At 68.7% G+C, this 21,927-nt stretch carries 24 protein-coding genes; 10 read left to right on the forward strand and 14 right to left on the reverse strand.

Annotated elements, in window-relative coordinates:
• Positions 1 to 10 precede the first annotated feature (10 nt).
• The 4 genes from tatB to sigE form a co-directional block, all read right to left on the reverse strand.
• Complete coding sequence (gene tatB, locus VZC37_RS00330; RefSeq protein WP_330430428.1) at positions 11 to 487, reverse strand: Sec-independent protein translocase protein TatB; 477 nt, start codon at positions 485 to 487, stop codon at positions 11 to 13.
• A gap of 26 nt (positions 488 to 513) precedes the next feature.
• Positions 514 to 2,073 (reverse strand): S1C family serine protease, encoded by a 1,560-nt coding sequence (locus VZC37_RS00335; protein WP_330430429.1) that lies wholly within the window; start codon positions 2,071 to 2,073, stop codon positions 514 to 516.
• A gap of 3 nt (positions 2,074 to 2,076) precedes the next feature.
• A complete protein-coding gene (locus VZC37_RS00340) occupies positions 2,077 to 2,652 on the reverse strand; it encodes a hypothetical protein (protein WP_330430430.1) in 576 nt (191 codons plus the stop codon).
• A 133-nt stretch (positions 2,653 to 2,785) separates the two neighbouring features.
• Entirely contained in the window at positions 2,786 to 3,397 is a 612-nt protein-coding gene (gene sigE, locus VZC37_RS00345; protein WP_330430431.1) for an RNA polymerase sigma factor SigE, read from the reverse strand.
• A 280-nt stretch (positions 3,398 to 3,677) separates the two neighbouring features.
• On the opposite strand from sigE, the gene VZC37_RS00350 reads away from it, so the two are divergent.
• Entirely contained in the window at positions 3,678 to 4,346 is a 669-nt protein-coding gene (locus VZC37_RS00350) for an O-methyltransferase (protein WP_330430432.1), read from the forward strand.
• Positions 4,347 to 4,562: 216 nt separating this feature from the next.
• On the opposite strand, the gene manB is transcribed toward VZC37_RS00350, so the two are convergent.
• Genes manB through rfbD form a run of 3 tightly spaced genes read right to left on the reverse strand, consistent with a single transcriptional unit; the run spans position 4,563 to position 7,530 of the window.
• Positions 4,563 to 5,672 carry a mannose-1-phosphate guanylyltransferase gene (manB, locus tag VZC37_RS00355; protein WP_330430433.1) on the reverse strand — a complete coding sequence of 370 codons (1,110 nt, stop codon included), beginning with the start codon at positions 5,670 to 5,672 and terminating at the stop codon, positions 4,563 to 4,565.
• Positions 5,662 to 6,555, reverse strand: a complete 894-nt coding sequence (locus tag VZC37_RS00360) for a glycosyltransferase family 2 protein (protein ID WP_330430434.1) — start codon at positions 6,553 to 6,555, stop codon at positions 5,662 to 5,664. The genes manB and VZC37_RS00360 overlap by 11 nt, the downstream gene beginning before the upstream one ends.
• 51 nt (positions 6,556 to 6,606) lie before the next feature.
• Entirely contained in the window at positions 6,607 to 7,530 is a 924-nt protein-coding gene (gene rfbD, locus VZC37_RS00365; protein ID WP_330430435.1) for a dTDP-4-dehydrorhamnose reductase, read from the reverse strand.
• 226 nt (positions 7,531 to 7,756) lie between these two features.
• Here rfbD and VZC37_RS00370 point away from each other — a divergent pair, with 226 nt between their 5' ends.
• The 4 genes from VZC37_RS00370 (at position 7,757) to VZC37_RS00385 (ending at position 11,947) form a co-directional block, all read left to right on the forward strand.
• The gene (locus tag VZC37_RS00370; protein ID WP_330430436.1) at positions 7,757 to 9,925 is read left to right on the forward strand and encodes an LCP family protein; all 2,169 of its coding nucleotides are present in this window, start codon (positions 7,757 to 7,759) and stop codon (positions 9,923 to 9,925) included.
• Positions 9,925 to 10,662, forward strand: a complete 738-nt coding sequence (locus VZC37_RS00375) for a TIGR03089 family protein (RefSeq protein ID WP_330430437.1) — start codon at positions 9,925 to 9,927, stop codon at positions 10,660 to 10,662. The genes VZC37_RS00370 and VZC37_RS00375 overlap by 1 nt, the downstream gene beginning before the upstream one ends.
• 85 nt (positions 10,663 to 10,747) lie before the next feature.
• On the forward strand, positions 10,748 to 11,122 hold the full coding sequence (locus VZC37_RS00380; protein ID WP_330430438.1) for a nitroreductase family deazaflavin-dependent oxidoreductase: 375 nt from the start codon (positions 10,748 to 10,750) through the stop codon (positions 11,120 to 11,122).
• 6 nt (positions 11,123 to 11,128) lie between these two features.
• Entirely contained in the window at positions 11,129 to 11,947 is an 819-nt protein-coding gene (locus VZC37_RS00385; RefSeq protein ID WP_330430439.1) for a dienelactone hydrolase family protein, read from the forward strand.
• A gap of 4 nt (positions 11,948 to 11,951) precedes the next feature.
• On the opposite strand, the gene VZC37_RS00390 is transcribed toward VZC37_RS00385, so the two are convergent.
• The 3 genes from VZC37_RS00390 to VZC37_RS00400 form a co-directional block, all read right to left on the reverse strand.
• Positions 11,952 to 12,578 (reverse strand): maleylpyruvate isomerase family mycothiol-dependent enzyme, encoded by a 627-nt coding sequence (locus VZC37_RS00390; protein WP_330430440.1) that lies wholly within the window; start codon positions 12,576 to 12,578, stop codon positions 11,952 to 11,954.
• Positions 12,579 to 12,711: 133 nt separating this feature from the next.
• Complete coding sequence (gene purE / locus VZC37_RS00395) at positions 12,712 to 13,257, reverse strand: 5-(carboxyamino)imidazole ribonucleotide mutase (protein ID WP_330430441.1); 546 nt, start codon at positions 13,255 to 13,257, stop codon at positions 12,712 to 12,714.
• Positions 13,254 to 14,450, reverse strand: coding sequence for a 5-(carboxyamino)imidazole ribonucleotide synthase (locus VZC37_RS00400; protein ID WP_330431656.1), 1,197 nt, complete (start codon positions 14,448 to 14,450; stop codon positions 13,254 to 13,256). Before VZC37_RS00400 ends, purE begins: the two co-directional genes overlap by 4 nt.
• A 99-nt stretch (positions 14,451 to 14,549) precedes the next feature.
• Here VZC37_RS00400 and VZC37_RS00405 point away from each other — a divergent pair, with 99 nt between their 5' ends.
• Entirely contained in the window at positions 14,550 to 15,110 is a 561-nt protein-coding gene (locus tag VZC37_RS00405) for a GtrA family protein (protein ID WP_330430442.1), read from the forward strand.
• Here the strand turns inward: VZC37_RS00405 and VZC37_RS00410 are convergent.
• The 3 genes from VZC37_RS00410 to VZC37_RS00420 are packed head-to-tail and all read right to left on the reverse strand — an operon-like array spanning position 15,082 to position 17,714.
• Positions 15,082 to 16,428, reverse strand: a complete 1,347-nt coding sequence (locus tag VZC37_RS00410) for a sensor histidine kinase (RefSeq protein WP_330430443.1) — start codon at positions 16,426 to 16,428, stop codon at positions 15,082 to 15,084. The two genes, VZC37_RS00405 and VZC37_RS00410, sit on opposite strands and share 29 nt — an antisense overlap.
• A 21-nt stretch (positions 16,429 to 16,449) precedes the next feature.
• Positions 16,450 to 17,124 carry a response regulator transcription factor gene (locus VZC37_RS00415; protein WP_330430444.1) on the reverse strand — a complete coding sequence of 225 codons (675 nt, stop codon included), beginning with the start codon at positions 17,122 to 17,124 and terminating at the stop codon, positions 16,450 to 16,452.
• Entirely contained in the window at positions 17,121 to 17,714 is a 594-nt protein-coding gene (locus tag VZC37_RS00420; RefSeq protein WP_330430445.1) for a PH domain-containing protein, read from the reverse strand. Before VZC37_RS00420 ends, VZC37_RS00415 begins: the two co-directional genes overlap by 4 nt.
• Positions 17,715 to 17,824: 110 nt before the next feature.
• Between VZC37_RS00420 and VZC37_RS00425 the strand changes: the two genes are divergently transcribed.
• Entirely contained in the window at positions 17,825 to 18,445 is a 621-nt protein-coding gene (locus tag VZC37_RS00425) for a hypothetical protein (RefSeq protein ID WP_330430446.1), read from the forward strand.
• Between the two features lie 5 nt (positions 18,446 to 18,450).
• Here the strand turns inward: VZC37_RS00425 and VZC37_RS00430 are convergent, their stop codons facing one another.
• On the reverse strand, positions 18,451 to 19,245 hold the full coding sequence (locus VZC37_RS00430) for a biotin--[acetyl-CoA-carboxylase] ligase (protein ID WP_330430447.1): 795 nt from the start codon (positions 19,243 to 19,245) through the stop codon (positions 18,451 to 18,453).
• Positions 19,246 to 19,381: 136 nt separating this feature from the next.
• On the opposite strand from VZC37_RS00430, the gene VZC37_RS00435 reads away from it, so the two are divergent.
• Genes VZC37_RS00435 through VZC37_RS00445 form a run of 3 tightly spaced genes read left to right on the forward strand, consistent with a single transcriptional unit; the run spans position 19,382 to position 21,890 of the window.
• Positions 19,382 to 21,010, forward strand: coding sequence for an acyl-CoA carboxylase subunit beta (locus VZC37_RS00435; protein WP_330430448.1), 1,629 nt, complete (start codon positions 19,382 to 19,384; stop codon positions 21,008 to 21,010).
• Positions 21,007 to 21,258 carry an acyl-CoA carboxylase subunit epsilon gene (locus tag VZC37_RS00440; protein WP_330430449.1) on the forward strand — a complete coding sequence of 84 codons (252 nt, stop codon included), beginning with the start codon at positions 21,007 to 21,009 and terminating at the stop codon, positions 21,256 to 21,258. Before VZC37_RS00435 ends, VZC37_RS00440 begins: the two co-directional genes overlap by 4 nt.
• Positions 21,252 to 21,890 (forward strand): Maf family protein, encoded by a 639-nt coding sequence (locus tag VZC37_RS00445; RefSeq protein WP_330430450.1) that lies wholly within the window; start codon positions 21,252 to 21,254, stop codon positions 21,888 to 21,890. The genes VZC37_RS00440 and VZC37_RS00445 overlap by 7 nt, the downstream gene beginning before the upstream one ends.
• Positions 21,891 to 21,927 lie beyond the last annotated feature (37 nt).

Below are 21,927 nucleotides of genomic sequence, written 5' to 3' on the forward strand. Positions count from 1 at the left end.
CGGGCGTCTGTCAGGTCGCGTCCCAGTCGCCGACCCGGTGATGGCGGGATCCGGATGTCCGGGTGGCCGTGTCGGACGCCGAGGTGGCCGTGTCGGACGACGATGCGTCGTCGTCCCGGTGTGGCGCCGGCAACGGCGCGGACACCGGTTTGATCTCAGGGCTGTCGGTCGTCGACCGGTCGACGGTGGTGTTGTCGAGACCCAGCTTGAAGATCGAATCGTCGCCGTCCAACAGGTGTCGGGTGACCACCGCGCGTGGGGTCATCCCACGGAGCTCGTTCAGGTCGGACAGCGGTTTGCGTAGGTCGTCGAAGTCGGAGCCCAGTTCGTTCTTGAGCTGGTCGGTGGCGCCGGTCGCATAGTCGCGGACCTGTCGTAGGGACTTCATCGTCCAGGAGACCGCGCCCGGAAGACGATCGGGGCCGAGGATGACCAGGCCGGCGACCAGCAGGACGGCGATCTCACCCCACCCGATGCTGCTGAACATGTCGCCTTCCCCTCGCCGGACCGTGATCAGTCACTGGCCGGAGTGATCGTACCGGTGAAGGTACGCCCGTCACGCCAGTATGTGAACGGCACCTCGTCGTCGATCTTCGCCGTCCGGACCGCCACCGTCAATTCGTCGGCGCTCTCGATGGTGCGACCGTTGAAGGAGGTGATCACATCGTCTTCGCGGACCCCGGCACGGTCGGCGGGCCCACCGGCGACGACGTTGCGGATCTGGGCGCCGAGCACGCGGTCGTTGCGCACGGAACTCGCGTTGACACCGATCTGCGGATGACGGACCTCGCCGTTTCGGATGAGGGTCTGCGCGATCGGCACCACCTGGTTGATCGGGATCGCGAACCCCAGACCGATCGACCCACCACCGGGCACGAGTCCGGCGGTGTTGATGCCGACGACCTCGGCGTCGTCGTCGACGAGCGGGCCGCCGGAGTTGCCGGGGTTGATGGCCGCGTCGGTCTGGATGGCGTCGATCACCGCGTCGGTGTCGGATTCGGCGTCCGGACGCAACGGCACCGGCCGGTTCAGCGCACTGACGATGCCGCTGGTCACGGTGCGATCCAACCCCAGCGGTGAGCCGAAGGCGATGACCTCCTGCCCGATCTGCAGGTCATCGGAGTTGCCGATCGTGGAGACGGTGAGGTTGTCGACGTTGTCGACCTTGACCACGGCGAGATCGGTCCTGATGTCACGGCCGACGATGCGGGCCGGAACGCGCGTGCGATCGAAGAACACGGCCTCCAGCTTGGCGTTGCGGTCGTTGGCGGCCATCGCGATGACGTGATTGTTGGTGACGATGTAGCCGTCCGAGTCGATGACGAATCCCGACCCGGTACCCACCGAACTCGCGGTCCGGACATCGAGTGCGACCACGGACTTCTCCACGGCCCGCGCCACGCCCGCCACCGGCGAGCGCGGTGGTGCGCCGTCCTCGGCGTCGCCCGTGGACAGCTGCACCGAGTCGGAGTTCAGGGGCGCCACGACCTCGGCGGTCCACCGTCCCATGAGTCCACCGAACAGCCCGACCACCAACGCCAGGACGGCCAGCGTCGCCAGCGCGTGCCAACTCACCCGCTTGCCGAAGAGGATGTCCTGGATGCCCAGTTTGGGTCCGGGATCGGTCGGTTCGGCGACGGTCGGCGGGGTCAGTGCGGGGGCGGTGAGCGACGCCATGCTCTCCGGGTCGCGCCACGGATCGGCGGGGTCGTCCGGCGCGTCGGGTTCCCCGTAGGACGCCAACGGGTCTCGCTGCAGGGTCTCGGTCGCGCCGACGGGACGACCGAACGCCTCGGCGAGAACCGGGTCGGGCGCCGCGACCTCGGGCATCGGGCGATCGTCCGGGTGGGCAGTGGCCGAGTTCGCGAAAGAGCCCTCGACTCCCGCTGGGCGGCCGAACACCGCCGCCGTGTTCGGCGACACCGGCACGTGACGGTCTGCCGCGTCGTCGGGCGTGACCTCGGTCGTCGCCGACCGATCGCGCCCGGTGTCATGACGATCGGTGTCATGGACCTCGGTGTCGTCGGGCCCCCACGTCGATCTGTCGAGTTCGTTGTCCCCTCTGGCCTCCACCGGTCAGCGGCCCCGCCGACGGCTCATCCACGACCATTGCGGACCGGCGGGCCGGCCTCCGACAAGGCCGGGGGGAAGGGGTGCGGGTTCGGCTGCGTTCGACTGCTCCCACGGTGAGCGGTCGTGCCGGACCGTCGGGGCGTCTGCCGACATCTCGGTGACGTCGATCTCACGGGTGGGGATCTGACTGAGTTGTCCGAGCAGGGAGTCCGGAATCGACACGTCGGCGGCAGAGCGCAGTCGCGTGCGTGCGCTGACCTGCGCGTCGACGGCAGCCATGCATTCCGGACAGTGCGCGAGATGCTGCGTGGCCCGCAGGTGGGCGTTCATCCCGAGTTCGGCATCGACGAACGCGGCCACGGCTTCGGGGGCGAGATGTTCGGTGGGGGCGAAACGGCGCCCACCGGGGGTGCCGGGTGCCCGATAGCTGCGATTGGGGGCGAACGAGGTGCCCACCGGCGACCAGGTCGCGGGATTCCACGCCGAGCGGCGTCGTCGTCGGAGATTCGGTGCGGGAAGGAAGCCGTCGAGACCTTGGCTGTGCTGCCCCGAGGTGGGTCGACCCCGGTTCATCTCCATCTGACGTTCACCTCTTTCACCGTGCTGGGGTGCGCGCGCCTTGTCGACGACGCGCAGCCACCCAGCCTATCCGAAGATGACAACGACGCCCGGACGCGAGCGGTTCCCGCGAGACGGAAGTCGACTGAACGGATCAGCGAGCAGAGCCGATCGCGACCGACCGGCTGTCGGTGTGACCGCGGGAGTTGAGGTGGTCGCGGATGGTCTGCCGGCCGCGGTGGATACGGCTGCGCACGGTGCCCAGTTTCACACCCAGCGTCGCCGAGATCTCTTCGTAGGACAGACCTTCGATGTCGCACAGGACAACCGCCGCGCGGAACTCCGGCGGCAGGGCGTCGAGCGCGTCCTGCAGATCGGGATCGAGGTTGGCGTCGTGGAAGATCTGTTGCGGGTCCGGTGTGTCGGCGGGAACGCGGTCGTACTCGTCGGGCAACGCTTCCATCCGGATCTTGCTCCGGCGTCGCACCATGTCCAGGAACAGATTCGTGGTGATGCGGTGCAGCCAGCCCTCGAATGTGCCCGGCTTGTAGTTCTTCAGCGAGCGGAAGACCCGGATGAACGTCTCCTGGGTCAGGTCCTCGGCGTCGTGCTGGTTACCGGAGAGACGGTAGGCGAGGCGATACACGCGGTCGGCGTGTTCGCGCACCAGCTCATCCCACGACGGCATCAGGGTGTCGTCGCCGGTGGCGTCGAAGCCGGCGGTGCCGGCGGGGACGACGTCTGCAGACCCCAGGGGATCAGTCATGTTGAGTGGCCAGTTCCCTTCCCCGGTCATCGCGAAGGATGACGGATGTTCACGATGGTAAACCAGGGCTCTCGACGATCTATTCCGCCGATCGAGCCGTCAATGCGCTAGTTGAACCCTCTCGCACCGTGGTGTGGTCGCCGTATGAGAGTCCTGAGGTTTCGCTGAGGATGTGAACGGTCGGTCGGCGACGGCCGTGTCGGCGCGCTGACCTCCGAGTTTCGGACCAAGAGTGGCGCGCCGCCCACGCAAACCGGACCCCGGGACATAACCTCGGAGAGTGACCGATTCAGAAGGCGGCCCGCACCCGCCGACCGCATCGCCCGGCAGCGCACTCATCGACTACGCCGAGTCGGCGATCGTCGAGGACGATGCCCTGCTGGCCGCGCGTGTCCGGGCCGATGAACTGGGCGCCGCGGCCGTCGCACCGGCGGTGGGCGCGCTGCTGGCGCTGCTCGCACGCACGTGCGATGCGCATGCCGTGGTCGAGATCGGCACCGGCGTCGGCGTCAGCGGACTCTGGTTGCTCAACGGCATGGCCGCCGACGGCGTCCTGACCACGATCGACCCGGAACCCGAGCATCATCGCGCGGCCCGCCAGTCGTTCGCGGGGGCCGACATCGCGCCTGGCCGTACCCGGCTGATCAACGGAACCCCCCGCGACGTGCTGCCCCGGCTGGCCGACGAGTCCTACGACCTCGTCTTCGTCGACGGCCCGCTGATCGACCACCCGCGACACGTCACCGAGGCCATCCGCATGCTCCGCCCCGGAGGCGTGGTGGTGGTGCACAACGCCACCGCCGACGGCGCGGTGGCCGACCCCGCACGCACCGACCCGCCGGTGGCCGCGGCCCGTGAGGCGGCACTGCTGATCGCCGACGACGAGCGACTGCTCCCGGTCGTCATACCGCTCGGCGCCGGCGTCCTGGCCGCGACGAAGGCTCGCTGAGACCCTTCCCGGCGGGCAGGGTCGGCGAACCCTCGTCGACTGGGCGCCACTTCCCGTCGACTGTGCGCTACTTCCCGTCGACTGGGTCCGATATCCCGTCGACTGGGTACTACATCCGGTCGACTGTGCGTCACATCCCGTCGACTGGGCACTGGATCCCGTCGACTGTGCGTCACATCCCGTCGACTGGGTACTACATCCCGTCGGCTGTGCGACTCACACGTCGGTCGAGAACCGAATCCCGTTGTCGGGGATCTGAATCCCGGGCCACACCCGGGCGCCACGGAGCAGCTCGCAGCGCGCCCCGACGTCGGCGCCGTCCCCGATGACGGTGTCCCGGACGAGGGCGCGGGGACCGAGTCGTGCACCGAATCCGACGATGCTGCGTTCCACCACGGCACCGGCCTCGACGACCGCACCGTCGAAGATCACCGCGCCGTCCAGACGGGCCCGGGGGCCGATCTCCGCGCCGCGGCCGACAACGGTTCCGCCGATCAGCACCGCACCGGGCGCCACGCCCGCACCCTCGTGCACCAGCGACTCGCCACGCCGGTCACCCAGCGCAGGTGAGGGCGCGATCCCGCGCACCAGATCGGCCGAACCACGAACGAAGTCCTCCGGCGTGCCCATGTCGCGCCAATAGGCGTGATCGGCATGCGCCTGAATGTGCCTGCCGTCGGCGAGCAGCTTCGGGAACACCTCGCGTTCCACGGACACCGCGCGCCCCGGCTCGATCTCCTCGATCACCGAACGCCGGAACACGTAGGTGCCCGCATTGATCTGATCGGTCGGCGGGTCCTGGGTCTTCTCCAGGAAGTCGGTGACCCGCCCGGTCTCGTCGGTCGGCACGCAGCCGAAGGCGCGCGGATCGCTCACCGACACGAGATGCATCGTGACGTCGGCGCCGCTCTCGCGGTGGGTGGCGAGCACTTCGCGGACATCGGTACCGCCGAGCACGTCACCGTTGAACACCAGGATGGTGTCGGCAGTCAGCTCGTCGAGGACGTTGCGGATGGCACCGCCGGTGCCGAGCGGCTCGGTCTCGGTGACGTAGGTCAGATTCAGACCGAGTTTGGAACCGTCGCCGTAGTACTCGGAGAAGACATGCGCCTGGAACGAGGTTCCGAGCACGACGTCGACGACACCGGCCTCTTTGATCCGGGAGAGCAGATGGGTCAGGAACGGTACCCCGGCGGTGGGCAGCATCGGCTTGGGCGCCGACAACGTCAGTGGCCGTAGTCGTGTGCCCTTCCCGCCCACGAGGACCACGGCCTGAACCGCGCCGGTGTCCCCTTTCGGCGGCCCGACTGGGCTGTCACTGGTCATGGCTTCCTCCTCGGTGTCGTTCCCCTGACCTACGGGCCGCGATGACGGCGACCCGCGAACGCACGGCCAACCCGATACGCAACGCCAGCCGAACCGGCGCCTGCAGCACCCCGGGGTGCCGGTCGGCCTGGAATCGGTAGGCGCTGCGGTGGTGGGCAGGCAGCATCGTGTCCGGATCACGTCCGGCCGCATGCCCTTTGGTGTGGACGACCTCGGCCCCGGGGACGTAGACATTGAGCCAGCCCGCCTGTCCCAGCCGGTCGCCGAGGTCGACGTCCTCCATGTACATGAAGTAGCGGGAATCGAAGCCGCCGACCGAGTCGAACGCCGCCCTGCGGACCAACAGACACGACCCCGACAGCCAGCCGACGGGCCGCTCGCTGGGCTCGGCATTGTCGGCGCGGTAGGCGGTCGTCCACGGATTGGACTTCCAGATACTCCCGAAGATGGCATGACCGGCACCCGAGATCAGGTCCGGTACCCGTCGCGCCGACGGGTACACCGATCCGTCGGGCTCGCGGATGAGCGGCCCGAGCGAGCCGGCACGCGGCCAACGGCGCGCGGCGGCGAGGAGGTCGTCGAGGGCGCCGGGAGACCATTCGACGTCAGGGTTGGCCACCGCGATGAACTCCACCGAGGAATCGACCTCCGCGACGGCCCGGTTGATCCCGCCGCCGTAGCCGATGTTGCCGCCGGTGCGCACCAGGGTGACGTGGTCGTGGTCGCGTTCGGCGGCCTCGGGCGCGCCGTCGGTGGAACCGTTGTCGGCGATCACGACCTGCGGCACCGGGGACTCCGTCGCCTTCTCGAGGCTCTCCAAGAACGTCGCGAGGTACTTCCCCGACGAATATGTCACCGTCACGACGGCAAGCTCAGCGGTCACCGGGTAAGGGTAACCAACCTGCGCCGCCGCACTCTGCGGCTGCGGCACGTGTCAGTCCACCGCGGCATGGTCGAGGTTGACCGCGGCATGCAACGCCATCCGCCAGTCACGCAGCGGCGTCAGCCCGGCGGATGCCCACGAGTCGCCGGAGAGTACCGAATACGCAGGTCTCGGCGCCGGACGCGGGAAGTCGGCCGTGGTGCACGGGTGGACGCGATCGGGGTCGGCGCCGACCTCGGCGAACACTTCCCGCGCCACGGTGTACCAGGTGACACTGCCCGCGTTGGTGGCGTGCAGCACCGCACCGGAGGTGCCCTCCCCCGGCCCCCGCCGGACGAGTTCCCACAACCCGGCCGCGAGGTCGACGGCGTAGGTCGGCGATCCCGTCTGGTCGTCGACGACGGTGAGCGTGTCGCGTTCGGCCTCCAGACGTCGCATGGTGCCGACGAAGTCCCGACTCGTCGGCCCACCGGTGTAGACCCATGCGGTCCGGACCACTGTCGCGGTCGGATCGGATTCCAGGGCGAGCTGTTCACCGGCGAGCTTGGACGCGCCGTACACGGTCTCGGGGGTGCCGGATACGTCGTCCGGCTGGTACGGGGTGTCGCGTCGGGGCGCCTGTTCGGTGGCCGCGGCACCCGAGAACACGTAGTCGGTGGAGATGGTGATCAGCCATGCGCCGGCCGCCCGGGTGGCGCGCGCCAGATTGCCCGGGCCGTCCCGATTGACGGCGAACGCCCGCGCGGAGTCGGATTCGGCGCCGTCGACGTCGGTGTAGGCCGCACAGTTGAGCACCACGTCACCCGATCGCAGGCCCGACAATGCGTCGGCCACCGACGAGGCGTCCGCGATGTCGATGTCGGCCGAGGTCAGCGGTTTCACCTCGGCCGATGACGCGTGCGGGTCGGCCAGGAGCGCGGCACCGAGCTGGCCGGCCGCACCGAGGACGAAGATCGTCGATCCCATGGGTGACATCGTGCCGCACGGAGGCGCCGACGAGGCGACAGCGGCCCGTGATGTGGGTCTCGACGGAATGTCTCGGCGTGGCGGACCCTGATTTCGTTCGTCACTTCAATAGCCTGACGTCAGAACAGCAACATCTGAAACGCCAACACCTCCAGATATCTGCATGCACTTGCGCAACATGCGGCCGCTCGGTCGCTGGAGGTGGTGACCGACGAGGAAAGGTGACGGCCCGCACGTGGAGTCTCGACCTGGTGATGCACGCCGACCTCGGAGCGGTCGCGCACGTCCCGACGAGTCCACCGGCGCCCGGGACACCGCGGGCGGTCGCCGGCGACAGGAGCAACCGGGCCGGGCACGGCCCCGTCCTGATCAGCCCCGTCCCGATCAGCCCCGTCCCGATCAGCCCCGTCCCGGCCGGCCCCGATCCGAACAGCCTCGCCCCGACCAGTCCCGATCGGACCAGCCCCGCCCCGAACGGCCACGTTCCGAACGACCCCACCCTGATCAGCCCCGTCGTCGTCGACCCCGTCCCGGAGAGCAGAGTTCGAGACAGCAGGGTCCGAGACAACAAGGTTCGGGCCAGCCGAGGCCGGAGCAGCTCGGCCCCGATCAGCAGCGGGCGCGCCCTCGCCGACGACCCGCACCGTCGGGCGATCGGGCGCCCCAGGACCGCCGTCGGCCCCGAGCGGACGGACAAGACGCGCCGCCCCGCAGGCGACGTCCGGCACCACAGTCGACGACGACGGAACGCCGTGCGACGTCGGACGAGATCCACACCCGTGACCGCGGACCGGGCGAGCCGCCGCCGAAGCGCCGACGCGCCCGGCCTGCCGAACCGACACGTGCGGCCGCCGCGCCGGGCGACAGTAACCGGCGTCGGCTGTCTGCCCCGTCGGGTGAGTCGGCGCGTCGGACAGCGGGGTCCGCTCCAGCCGCCGGCCGGCCGACCACGTCTCGGCCGGGTTGGCGCGCGAAGACCACTCGCGCCGGAGTCGGTCGTGGGCTCATCGCGTTCCTGTCGATCTCGGTGTTGCTGTGCACCGGATACGCGTGGAACAACGTCAACAACCTGAACTCCAACATCACCCAGCTGGGTGGTCTCGGCCTGGGCGGCGCCGACGACGGCGCCGTCGACATCCTGCTGGTCGGCACCGATTCCCGCACGGACGCCAAGGGCAACCCGTTGTCGCAGGAGGAACTCGATCTCTTGCGCTCCGGCGAGGAGATCGCCACCAACACCGACACGATTCTGCTGATCCGCATCCCGAACGACGGGTCGTCGGCCACCGCGATCTCGATCCCCCGGGACTCGTACGTGGAGGTTCCCGGCATCGGGATGTCCAAGATCAACGCCGCCTACGGCACCACCAAAGAAGGTGTGCGTCAGCGCGCCGTCGAGGCCGGGCAGAGCGAGGCGACCGCGGAGAAGGAAGGCACGCAGGCCGGGCGTGGCGCGCTGATCGAGAGCGTCGCCGGTTTGACCGGCGTGGAGGTCGACCACTACGCCGAGGTCGGACTCCTCGGCTTCGTGCTGCTCACCAATGCTGTGGACGGCGTCGACGTCTGTCTCAAGGAGGCGGTGCGTGAACCGCTGTCGGGAGCCAGGTTCCGCGCCGGAGAGCAGACGCTGAACGGGCCCAAGGCACTCAGCTTCGTGCGTCAGCGCCATGGGCTTCCGCGCGGCGACCTCGACCGCATCACCCGTCAGCAGGTATTCATGGCGTCGTTGGCGAACAAGATGCTCTCGGCGAACATGCTCGCCGATCCCGGCAAGCTCTCCGAGCTCCAGCGCGCGGTGTCGCGGTCGGTCGTCATCGACGACAATTGGGACGTGGTGAAACTCGCCGAGCAGCTCAAAGATCTCAGCGGCGGACGCGTCAAGTTCGCCACCATCCCCGTCGTCACCGAGCAGGGATGGAGCGAGGACGGTCAGCAGAGCGTGGTGGAGGTCGACCCCCGCCAGGTACGGTCCTTCACCGATGATCTCCTCAACAGCAAGAAAGACGCCGACGCAGTCGAGCGGGCCGATTACACGGTCGACGTGGTGAATGCCGGGACCGTCGACGGCCTCGGCGCGAATGTGGCGAACATCCTCACCACCAAGGGTTTCCAGAGCGGAGAGACCGCGAGCGGACAGGCCGACGACCGCGACACCGTCGTCTACTCGCATGCCGAGGACGCCGGAGCGCGTCAGCTCGCGCAGGATCTCGGAGGTGCCGAGGTCCGGGTGGATTCGTCGATGCCGGACAAGCGCCTCAAGGCCGTCCTCACCAACACCTACGCCGGCCCCGGTTCGATCCTCGATACCGGCGCACAGGTCGACAATGTCCCGGCCAGCGAGCGTGTCGGCAACAACCGGCCGCCCATCACCGCCGGCACCGACGGCCCGACGTGCGTGAACTGATGACACCGACCACGATCACGGGTGCGATCTTCGCCGCCGTCACGGATTGGTCGCAGCCGCTGCTGACCTACTACGACCACGCCACCGGCGAACGCACCGAACTCTCCGGTGCGACCCTGGGCAATTGGGCGGCGAAGTCGGCCAACTTCTTCGTCGACGAACTCGGGCTCGGTCCGGGCGACGAGATCCTGGTCGACCTGCCCGAGCACTGGCAGACGGCGGCGATCCTACTCGGGGCATGGTGGGCGGGAGCGCACGTACGACTGCCCGGACCCGACGGCGACACCACCGCGATCGATCCGACCGGTCTCGGTGCAGCGATCACATCCGCAGGCCGCATCGACGACCACGACGACGTCGACGAACTCCTCGTCGCATCGCTCGACCCGTTCGCGATGGGTGTCCGCGACCTCCCCGTCGGCGTGACCGACTTCGCGACCGCCGTCCGTGTGCACGGTGACCAATACTCGCCGTCGCAGACGCCGACCGGACCGGTGCTCGACGGCGAGTCCACGGACACAGTGCTCGCCGCCGCGCGCGATGCCGCCGGCGCCGACGACATCGTCGCGGGTGCCCGCGTGCTCTCCGCGCGCCCCTGGCACGACTCCCCGGGCGTCATCGCGAACCTGCTCGCCCCGTTGGTGGTCGGTGCGTCGTTGGTGGCGGTGGCCAATCCCGCCGAGGACCGCCTGGCGGGCGTCGCGGACACCGAGCGGGCGACCGTCTCGCTGAATTGACGACGACGTACGGGCGGTCTGCCGGCCGCGGATTCACCCGAACACCCCCTCCCGAAACCGGCCGCGGTACGGCATCCTCGAAGCCATGAAGATCCCCAGAGCGGTAACCCGATTCAACAAGGCTGTCGGTAACCCCATCCAACGCCAGTGGGCTCCGCGCCTGGCGCCCTGGGCGATGATCGAGCACGTGGGCCGCAAAACCGGGAACTCGTATTCGATTCCAGTGTTGGCCTGGGTGGACGATGATCGGATCTCGATCGTGCTGACCTACGGGCGCCACACCGACTGGGTGCGCAACGTCACGGCCGCAGGCCAGTTCGGCGTGGTGCGAAAGTCCAAGCACTACACAGTCGTTCGACCTCGCATCATCCCGTCCGACTCCCCCGACGTCGCCTCCGGCGCACGTCTGCCGGCGCGGATGTTCGACTCGGTGCTCATCGGCACGATGGTGGACGGCTGACTCGCGGTGGCCGATGACGCACTCGACGATTTCACCTGTCGCGATGTCACCGTCGGAACCGCCACCCGGCGCGTCTGGTCGAAGGGCGAGGGCCCGGCGGTCGTCGTCATCGCCGAGATGCCCGGTATCAGCCCAAAAGTGGCCGACTTCGCCCGCAAGGTTGCCGGGCGCGGACTAACCGCGGTGATGCCCTCGCTGTTCGGTGTCGACGGGCGGGACCCGCGACCGGACAACCTGGGCCGTGTCGGGGCCGCCCGCTACATGACCGAGTCGATCTCGCGGGCATGCATCAGCCGGGAGTTCACCGTGCTGGCCACCGGCAAGACGTCTCCGGTCGCGGACTGGTTGCGGGGTCTGGCCGCCGAGGAGCACGAGCGGTGCGGCGGACCGGGCGTGGGCGCTGTCGGCATGTGCTTCACGGGCGGCTTCGCCCTCGCGATGGCCACCGACGACCGCCTGCTGGCGCCCGTGCTGTCGCAGCCCTCGCTGCCGTTCGGCATCATCGGGTCACGCAACCGATCCATCGATCTGTCCGATGCCGACCTCGCGCGAGTGAAAAGTCGGTGCGCTGCGGGTCTGGAGGTGATGGGCCTGCGGTTCGCCGGCGACCGACTATCCCCGCACATCCGGTTCGAGTACCTGCGCGAACAACTCGGCGACGCGTTCCTCGCCGTCGAACTCCCCGACGCCGCCCAGAACCCTGATTCGATGTTCCCGCAACCGCATTCGGTGCTGACCGAGGACCTGATCGACGAGCCCGGTGAGCCGACCTACGACGCCCGCGAGCAGGTGCTCGACTTCCTGGCGAAGAAGTTGCTGGGCTGACAGATCAGGTGAGCCGTCGGTCGATGAGTGCGACGCCGGCACCCGAGAGCGTGGTCAGCGCATTCCGGCGACGGGCCATCACCATGAGCAGCGATATCGCGGGACCACGGACTTCCGGTCCTCGGCCCGCCGACCAGTCGAGATCGGTTGCGACAAGGCGGACGCCGCGGGTCGTCCATGCCCCACGGATCAACGGTGCGATCCGGACGAAGTCGAGCGACACGCACAGCCTTTCGGGAGGTAGGCTGCGCTCGATGCCGAGAGTCGCCGCGATGTCCTCTCGGTGGATCATGCACTCCACCAGCGTGATGCGTCCGCCGATGGCCGCACCGACTCCGTTCGGCGGTGTGCCCGCGCGCACCTGCGCGAGCAGGCTCTCGCTGCCGACCCCGGTGCCGGCAGCGACGTCGGCGGCGTTGAGGCGGTCCAGCGAGAAGCGTTGGCGCAGCATCGCACCCGGGTAGGACCACTGGGAGCGGTCCAGATATCCCACCAGGTGTGCGACGACATCCCGCACCGTCCATCCGGGGCACAGGGTGGGTCCGTGCCACTCGTCGTCGGACAGGGTCGCCAACAGCTCGCCCAGCTCACGCCGCTCGGCCGCAGCCATCTCGATCGCGCGCACTCTCACCCCGCAACTCACCTAACCCACTCAGGCCCAAGAGTTCTTCCTCCCCAAATCGTTTCGTCCCCCCTAAACTTCGGGCGGAGGAAACGATTACCGGGGGAGGAACGTGAAGACGGAGGCCCGTGCCGGCCGACGATCAGTCGTCGCCGAGCAGCTTCTTGCGGAGCGCCTCGTCCTTCTCGAGCACCATCGCCTCCAGCCCCTGCTGGAAATCCTCCATGCGAGAACGGAGATCGGCGTCCGACGAGGCCAGGATGCGAACCGCGAGCAGGCCCGCGTTGCGTGCGCCACCGATGGACACCGTCGCCACCGGAACGCCGGCCGGCATCTGCACGATCGACAGCAGCGAGTCGAGGCCGTCGAGGGTCCGCAACTGCACCGGCACCCCGATCACCGGCAACGGCGTCGCCGACGCGACCATGCCGGGAAGATGTGCGGCGCCACCGGCACCGGCGATGATGACCGAGATCCCCCGGGCCGCGGCGCCGGACGCGTAGTCCAGCATGCGTTGTGGCGTGCGGTGCGCCGACACCACGCCCACCTCGAAGGGCACCTCGAACTCGGCGAGGGCTTCCGCGGCGGCTTCCATTGTCGGCCAGTCGGAATCGCTGCCCATGATCAATCCGACGCGTGGCCGGCCCGGCTCGGCGTACCCGGTGTCGACGATCTCGGTTTCGGTCATGCGTGCGCATCCCATCCATCGGTCCACTCGGCGTGCGACATCCAGTGCGCGGCACGTTCGGCGCGCTCCCGGACCGTCGCAGGGGAATCATCGTCGCTGCCGACGATGTTGACGTGACCGATCTTGCGATCGGGTCGTTCGCCCTTACCGTACAGATGGACCTTCGCATCGGGCATGCGGGCCATCAGGTGGTGCAGCCGCTCGTCCATCGACATCTCCGGCGCCACTTCGGCTCCCAGGATGTTCGCCATCACCGTGATCGGGGCCCGCGGCGCGGTGTCGCCGAGCGGGTAGTCGAGCACCGCGCGCAGATGCTGCTCGAACTGCGACGTCACCGCACCGTCCATTGTCCAGTGACCGCTGTTGTGCGGACGCATCGCGAGTTCGTTCACCAACAGTGCGCCATCGGTCGTCTCGAACAGCTCCATCGCCATCACGCCGACGACCCCGAGGGCCTCGGCGAGCCGCAGCGCCATCTGCTGGGCCTGTTCGGCGACGTCGTCGGAGAGGTTGGGAGCCGGTGCGAGCACCACTGCGCACTGACCGTTGCGTTGCACGGTCTCGACCACCGGCCAGGCGCCGCCCTGACCGAACGGCGACCGGGCGATCATCGCCGACAACTCCCGACGCATCGGGACCATCTGCTCGGCGATCAGACCCACCCCGCCGTCGACCTGTTCGTCGAACACCGCGAGGGCCTCGTCGCGATCACGCAGCAGCCACACGCCGCGGCCGTCGTAGCCGCCACGGATCGCCTTGAGCACGACCTCCCAGCCGTGGCTCTCACCGAACTCCACGAACCTGGCACGCGCCTGCGCGACATCCCCGGTCAGGTCGGCGAAGTCGGGCACCGGCAGACCCAGTTCGGCCAGGCGCGTCCGCATCGCGAGTTTGTCCTGCGCGAAGTGCAGCGCCGATGACGGCGGCCGGATGGTCACGCCCTCTGCTTCGAGCGCCCGGAGGTGCTCCAGCGGGACCCCCTCGTGATCGAAGGTGAGTGCCACGGAACCCGCGGCCGCCCGCCGCAGATCGTCGAGTTCGTCGTGGGACCCCAGGACGACGTCGGCGCTGACCTGCGCGGCGGGATCGGACTCGCTCGCGGCGAGGACACGGAGACACTGCCCGAGCGCGATGGCCGCCTGATGGGTCATCCGGGCGAGCTGACCACCGCCGATCATGGTCACCGTGGGCATGCTGATCGTCACGCCGATCATCGTGGCACGGCCGCTTCGTCATGTGCACGACCGACCGCCGAAGTTACCGTTCGGTTTTGTTTCGTACACTCGGTCCTTGTGCCCTTCATCGACGAGCTGGTCGCTCGACTTCCCGAGCCGGTTCGTCGGCTCGCGATGCAACACCACGAACTGATCAAGTTCGCTCTCGTCGGCGGCACCACATTCGTCTTCGACCTGGTGATCTTCTACACGCTCACCTTCACCGTGCTCGAACCGAAGCCCGTGGTCGCGCGAATCATCTCGGGCGTGCTGGCCACCATCCTGAGCTACATCCTCAACCGCGAGTGGGCGTTCAAGAACCGTGGCGGCCGCGAACGGCACCACGAGGCGCTGATCTTCTTCGCGATCAGCGGGGTCGGGGTGATCCTGGCCGCGGCACCGCTGTGGGTGGCCAACAACGTCTTCGACCTGCGGAGCAACCTCACGGTCACCGAGCTCGTCGTCGTCGACTTCATCCTGGGGTTCCTGATCGGCAATCTCCTGCAGATGGGTTTCCGCTTCTGGGCGCTACGCAAGTTCGCCTTCCCGGTGGAGCAGCTGCGGGGCGGCGACGCCGGCTCCACGGACCTGCACCCGACGCTCGAGGAACTCACCGATGAGGAACTCGGTCATGCCTGACGCCGGGATCTGGCTCGCCGGCGGGCCGTTCGGCGTCCTGGCCGGGCGCCCGACGTCCCAGCGTTGACGGGATCACCAGGGAGAACTCCGCGGGCCGTCGGGAGGTGAGCTCGAGCCGGCCACCGTCGGCCTCGACGAGCGCGCGGGCCAGCGACAGACCGACCCCGTTGCCGCGCCCGGCGGAGAACCCGCGCCGGAAGATGTGGGACACCAGTTCGTCCGGGACTCCGTCGCCCTCGTCGGATACAGACACCCGCAGCATGTCCCCCGACGGCAGGTCGTCGACCTGGATGTGGCAGGTCCCCCGACCGTGCTGCAGGGCATTGTCGACGAGCACGCTCATGGCCTCGCGGAGCCGTCCGGGCCGCGCGCTCACCGCGACGGACCGGCCGTCGAAGCCCGTGGAGATGGTCCTGCCCGCGGCGTCGAACGATGCCCGGAAATCCCCGATCAGGGTGTGCACCATCTCCCTGACGTCGATGTCGGTGGGCACGGCGGGGTCGTTGCGAGAGGCCGCGACCATCTCGTCGAGTTCCCGGGAGAGCCGTTCGACCTGCTCGAGGGCGGCCTCGGCCTCGTCGACGACCGAGGGATCGGGGTGCATCGACAACTCGTCGAGGCGCAGCTGGATGGCGGTGAGCCGGCTGCGCAGTTGGTGGGACACATCGCCGACGATCTCGCCTTCACGCTCGAGCCGCAGCGCGATCTCGGCGTTCGCGTCGCCGAGCGCCCGGGACACCCGGTCGAGTTCGCCGATGCCGTAGGACTTCCATTCCGACCGGAAATCACCCTTGGCCATCGCGGCGGCCCGGTCGGCGAGATCGATGAGCGGGTCCGCGATCCGGCCGGCGGTGACGGCCGCAACGATCGTGCCGGCGACGATCGAACTCGCGACCACCACCAGCACGATGCCGACCGCCGCGACCTGGTCGTCGCGCACCTGATCGAGCGGGATCTCCAGCAGCAGCGACCCCGCGTTGCCGAGACCGATCGAATCTCCGAGCGTCGCCCCTTCGATGCGGTCGCCGATCACGACCATGGCGTCGGACCCGCCGTCCACCGGGTAACGCACCGTCAGCCGACCGTCCTCGGGGATCAGCAGACGGAAGGCGTCGACGTCGAGTTCGCCCGGCGGCACCGTGCCCTCGGCCCCCTCCTGCCGGATGAGTTGGTCGGAAATCAGCTTCAGCCGGCTGTCGAGGGTCTGATGCGCGTTGTCGGACACCCACCACCACGCGATCACGCTCAGCGGGATGCCCAGCAGAAGACCGACCGCCACGCACATGGCGATCATCGTGTTGAGTATCCGGCGGCGCATCGTCGAGATCCCGGGCGTGCGTCAGGGATCGAATCGGAAGCCGACGCCGCGCACGGTGACGATGTGGCGTGGTCGGTCGTGCTGGTCGTCGCCGATCTTGCGCCGCAACCACGAGATGTGCATGTCCAGCGTCTTCGACGAGCGCAGGTCCGCCGAGCCCCACACCTCGGTGAGGATCTCGTCGCGGCTCACCACCTGGCCCGACCGCTCCATGAGGAACCGCAGCAGATCGAACTCGCGGTTGGCCAGCACCAGGTCCTCACCGTCGACGAGGACCCGGCGTCCGCGGGTGTCGAGCTGGATGTCGCCACCGTCGAGGACCACGTCGGCACTCTGCTGTCGTCGGAGCAGCGCCCGGACACGTGCGAGCAGCTCGGCGAGCCGGAACGGTTTGCCGACGTAGTCGTCGGCGCCCGCGTCGAGTCCGACGACGAAGTCCACCTCGTCGGTCCGCGCCGTCAGCATCAGCACGGCCAGCGCCGGACGTGCCGACCGCACCCGGCGGCACACCTCGAGACCGTCGATCTCCGGCAGGCCGAGGTCGAGGATGAGCAATTCGAAACGGCTGTCCATGGCCTGATCGAGCGCCTGCGCCCCGTCGGTGACGACCTCGCAGCCGTATCCCTCCCGGGTGAGCGCCCGGGCCAGCGGCTCCGCGATGGCGGCGTCGTCCTCGGCCAGCAGCACGTCGGTCATCCTCTGTCCCCCTCGTTGTGGCCCCGTTCGGCCCTGCGGTCGGCACTCACCCGCACCTCGTCGGCGTCCGTCTGCCCGGCAACGGGCTCGTTGTCGGCGACATCGAGCACCTCGTGATACAGCAGCGCATGCACACGCTCGACCTGTGGGATGTCGTCGAATGCCAACGGTTCGTCCGACGCCGATTCGATGATGAGGGTGCCGGTCTTCAGCAGCCGATCGATGGGCCCGTGCCGGAACTCGACGGTGTTGATGCGCCGCACCGGGATGTCGATTCCGGAGCGGGTGATGATCCCGTTGCGGAAGATCACCCGGCGATCGGTGAGGACGAAGTGGGTGGACGCCCACGAGATCAGCGGGCGGAGGAAGTACCACGCGAAGGCGGCGAGCCAGATGACGCCGACGATGATGAACAGTACGAGTCGCGTCGTCGAGCTGATCTGTGCGCCGGTGATGACCCCCGCCAGCAACCCCGCAGCGGCCGTCACCACCAGGAACAGGAGAAACGGGCCGATCAGGCATTTCCAGTGGGGGTGGCGATGCAGAACCACCTCCTCGCCGGGCGCGAGGTTCTCCCGTGGATAGGACATGGCTGTCAGCTTAATGCTCGCCGCGTGACGGACAGCCGATCCCGACACCGGGGTCGGTACACTGCCGATGAAGGCGTCCCATGACGATCAGTCTCGAGGTCCGATCAGACATGAGCTACCAAGATCCACGCGACCCACGCGATCCGAGGACCGCGCGCTACGAGCCCGGGTACCCGGAGTCCAGGGCGTACGGCCAGTCCGCGCCGCGGCCCGACCACTCGGAGCCGACCTACGCCTATTCGGCCGACCCGTATCAGCAGGGCGACCCGTATCAGAAAAGCGAGGCAAGGCCCCGCAAACCCAAGACCGGGCCCGACATCAACCCGACGATGTTCGTCGGCGGTGTCGTGATGACCGGCGTCGTCACCGGGCTCGCCGCCTGGTTGGCGGCGTGGATCATTCGCGCGATCGTCGACCGGGTGAACGCGGCGGGGCGCTTCGGGGTGTGGAATCCGCTGGCCCGCGACGAGTTCTGGTTCGCCGTGGTCGGCTTCCTGTGTGCACTCGCCGCGGGCGCGCTGTGGTACGTCCTGCAGCTCGTCACCCCGTCACCCGACCAGTTTTTCCGCTGGATCGTCGGACTGCTGATCGCGGCGGCGGTGATCATCCCGTTGATCCTGTCCGCGGAGTTCTCGGTGGGCATCGCGACAGCGGTGGTGCATCTGATCATCGGCCTGCCGATCGCCACGCTCGTACCCGCGATGGGCCACAAGAGCATCCAGAGCGGCTGACAGCGTCAGTCGTCGACGGACCGCAGGTGCGTGACGTCGCCGGCGGCGGCGACCACCTCTCGCCCATCGGCATCGACGACGATCCGGCCCATCGCGTCGACACCGACTGCCGTCCCGGTCACCTCGAGATCGCCGGGTAGCGCCAGTTTCACCCGGCGGCCGATGGTGTCACTGCGGTCGCGATAGGTGCCGATCAACCGGTCCAGATCGCCCGGCCAATGCGTCAACAAGTCGCCCAGCGCGCGCAGGAACGTCGCCGCCAGTTCCGTCGACGACACCGCCCGGCCGACACTGATCTGCAGGGATGTCGCGGTGGGAACCGGCAGCTCGTCGGCGGACATCGCGGTGTTGATCCCGGTCCCGATCACCGCCAGACCGCCCGTGGGGGTGCGCGTGTACTCCGAGAGGATGCCCGCCACCTTGCGGTCGTCGATCAGCACGTCGTTGGGCCACTTGAGGGTGGGCCGGATCCCGACGACCTCGTCGAGCGCCTCCACGGCGGCCAGACCGGCGATCAACGACAGCCATCCCAGGTGTTCGGTGTCGTCGCCGACCGCCAACGCCGCGGACATCGCGAGTTGGCCGCCCGCCGGAGCGACCCACTGCCGCGTGTGCCGACCGCGGCCGGCCGTCTGATCGGTGGTCAGCCGCACCGTCCCGTCCACGTCGTCGGTCGCGGCACGCGTGATCAGGTCGGCGTTGGTCGAACCGGTGGAATCCACCACTTCGACGTCGCGCCATCGAGTCCCGGCGAGCAGTTCGTGGAGGCGGTCAGCATTCAGGTCATCGGCCGAGGTCATGAGATGACGCTACCGTCCGACCGACCCAGGTCACCGCCGGATCCGAGATCCCCGACCGATCGCTCGGGAACCTGAGGGAAATCTCACTTTGATCCGGTTGACGTGGCTCACACTCAGGTCGTTAGCATCGTTGTTCATGACGACAGCTTCACGCGAGGACGGCGCCGCGCCCGACATCCACACCACGGCGGGAAAGCTCGCCGACCTGCGAAACCGCCTCGAGGAGGCCCAGCATCCGGTCGGCGAGGCTGCGGTCGAGAAGATCCACGACAAGGGCAAGCTGACCGCCCGTGAGCGGATCACGCATCTCCTCGACGAGGGCTCGTTCGTCGAGCTGGATGCGCTGGCCCGACATCGCAGCACCAATTTCGGTCTCGCCGAGCGCCGCCCGGTCGGCGACGGCGTCGTCAGCGGCTACGGCACCATCGACGGGCGTGAGGTGTGCGTCTTCAGCCAGGACGCCACCGTCTTCGGCGGCAGCCTCGGCGAGGTGTACGGCGAGAAGATCGTCAAGGTGATGGACCTCGCCATCAAGACCGGCCGCCCGTTGATCGGCATCAACGACGGCGCCGGCGCCCGCATCCAGGAGGGCGTCGTCTCGCTCGGCCTCTACGGCGAGATCTTCCACCGCAACGTGCGCGCGTCCGGTGTGATCCCGCAGATCTCGCTGATCCTCGGCGCTGCGGCCGGCGGGCACGTCTACTCGCCGGCACTCACCGACTTCGTGGTGATGGTCGATCAGACCAGCCAGATGTTCATCACCGGGCCCGACGTCATCAAGACGGTCACCGGTGAGGACGTCACCATGGAGGACCTCGGTGGTGCGCACACCCACATGACCAAGTCGGGCACTGCCCACTATGTGGCGTCCGACGAAGAGGACGCCCTCGAATACGTCAAGGAGCTGCTGGGCTACCTGCCGAGCAACAACCGTGCCGAGTCGCCGCGTCTGCCCGTCGACCAACCGGCCGCCGGATCGATCGAGGAGACCCTCACCGACGAGGACCTCGAACTCGACACCTTGATCCCCGACTCCCCCAACCAGCCCTATGACATGCACGAGGTGATCCGCCGCATCCTCGACGAGGACGAGTTCCTCGAGGTGCAGGCGGAGTACGCCACCAACGTCATCGTCGGGTTCGGACGGGTCGACGGCCGGAGCGTCGGCATCGTCGCGAATCAGCCGACGCAGTTCGCCGGCTGCCTGGACATCAAGGGATCGGAGAAGGCCGCGCGCTTCGTCCGCACCTGCGACGCCTTCAACATCCCGATCGTCACCCTGGTCGATGTCCCGGGCTTCCTGCCCGGAACCGACCAGGAATACAACGGCATCATCCGCCGCGGCGCCAAACTGCTCTACGCATACGGCGAGGCGACGGTCGGCAAGATCACCATCATCACCCGCAAGGCCTACGGCGGCGCGTACGACGTCATGGGGTCCAAGCACATGGGTGCCGACGTCAACCTGGCGTGGCCGACCGCGCAGATCGCCGTCATGGGGGCGTCCGGCGCCGTCGGGTTCGTGTACCGCGGCAAGCTGAAGGAAGCCCAGGCCAACGGTGAGGATGTCGACGCGCTGCGTCTGGAGCTGCAGCAGGAGTACGAGGACACCCTCGTCAACCCCTATGTCGCCGCCGAACGCGGATATGTCGACGCCGTGATCCCGCCGAGCCACACCCGCGGCCAGGTCGCCACTGCGTTGCGTCTGCTCGAACGCAAGATGGTCAACCTGCCGCCGAAGAAGCATGGGAACATCCCGCTGTGAGCGACGACATCGACACCACCGACGCCACCGACACTGCGTCACCCGCTGCGGCACCCTTCCTGCGCGTCGTCCGGGGCAACCCGTCCGACGAGGAGGTCGCCGCGCTGGTGGCGGTCGTCGCCGCCGCGGCCGGGTCGGGTGAGCCCGGTCCCGCCGAGAGCGGTCCGCGTGACGACTGGGGGCGGCCCGTCGACCTGTTGCGGCCGATCTGGGGTGCCCCCGGCAGCTTCACGAACCAGAGGTGGTGACCGCTCCCGCGGTGATCCTCGGGTCGGCGTCACCGGCCCGCCTACGGGTGCTCCGTGACGCCGGACTCGACCCGCGGGTGCTCGTCTCCGATGTCGACGAGGACGCGCTGTTGGCGACCTTGGCGGCATTTCCACCGGACGACGTGGTGGTCCGCCTCGCCCAGGCCAAGGCCGACGCCGTGGTCGCCGCACTCCTCGCCGAGGATGCCGCGCCCACCGATGCCGTCGTCCTGACCTGCGATTCGATGCTGTTCTTCGACGGACGGCTCAGTGGTAAACCGCACACGGCCGACGTGGCGCGGGCGCAGTGGCGCCGGATGCGCGGTCGCGACGCGGAATTGATCACCGGTCATTGCGTGACCCGCGTCCGGGCCGGCGCGGTCAGCGATGCCGCGCACGCGGCCGCGTCCACGACGATCCGGTTCGCCGAGATCGACGACGCGACCGTCGACGCCTACGTCGCAACCGGTGAACCGTTGTCCGTCGCGGGCGCCTTCACCCTGGACGGGCGTGGTGGGTGGTTCGTCGACGCGGTCGACGGCGATCCGTCGTCGGTCCTGGGCATCGGGCTGCCGACCGTCCACCGGCTCCTCGGTGAGGTCGGGATCGACGTCACGACCCTCTGGCGCTGACCGGCCGTGGCACTGCCGCGGGAGTGAGGCATGGCTA

Source organism: Gordonia sesuvii (assembly GCF_036350415.1).
Lineage (GTDB): Bacteria > Actinomycetota > Actinomycetes > Mycobacteriales > Mycobacteriaceae > Gordonia > Gordonia sesuvii.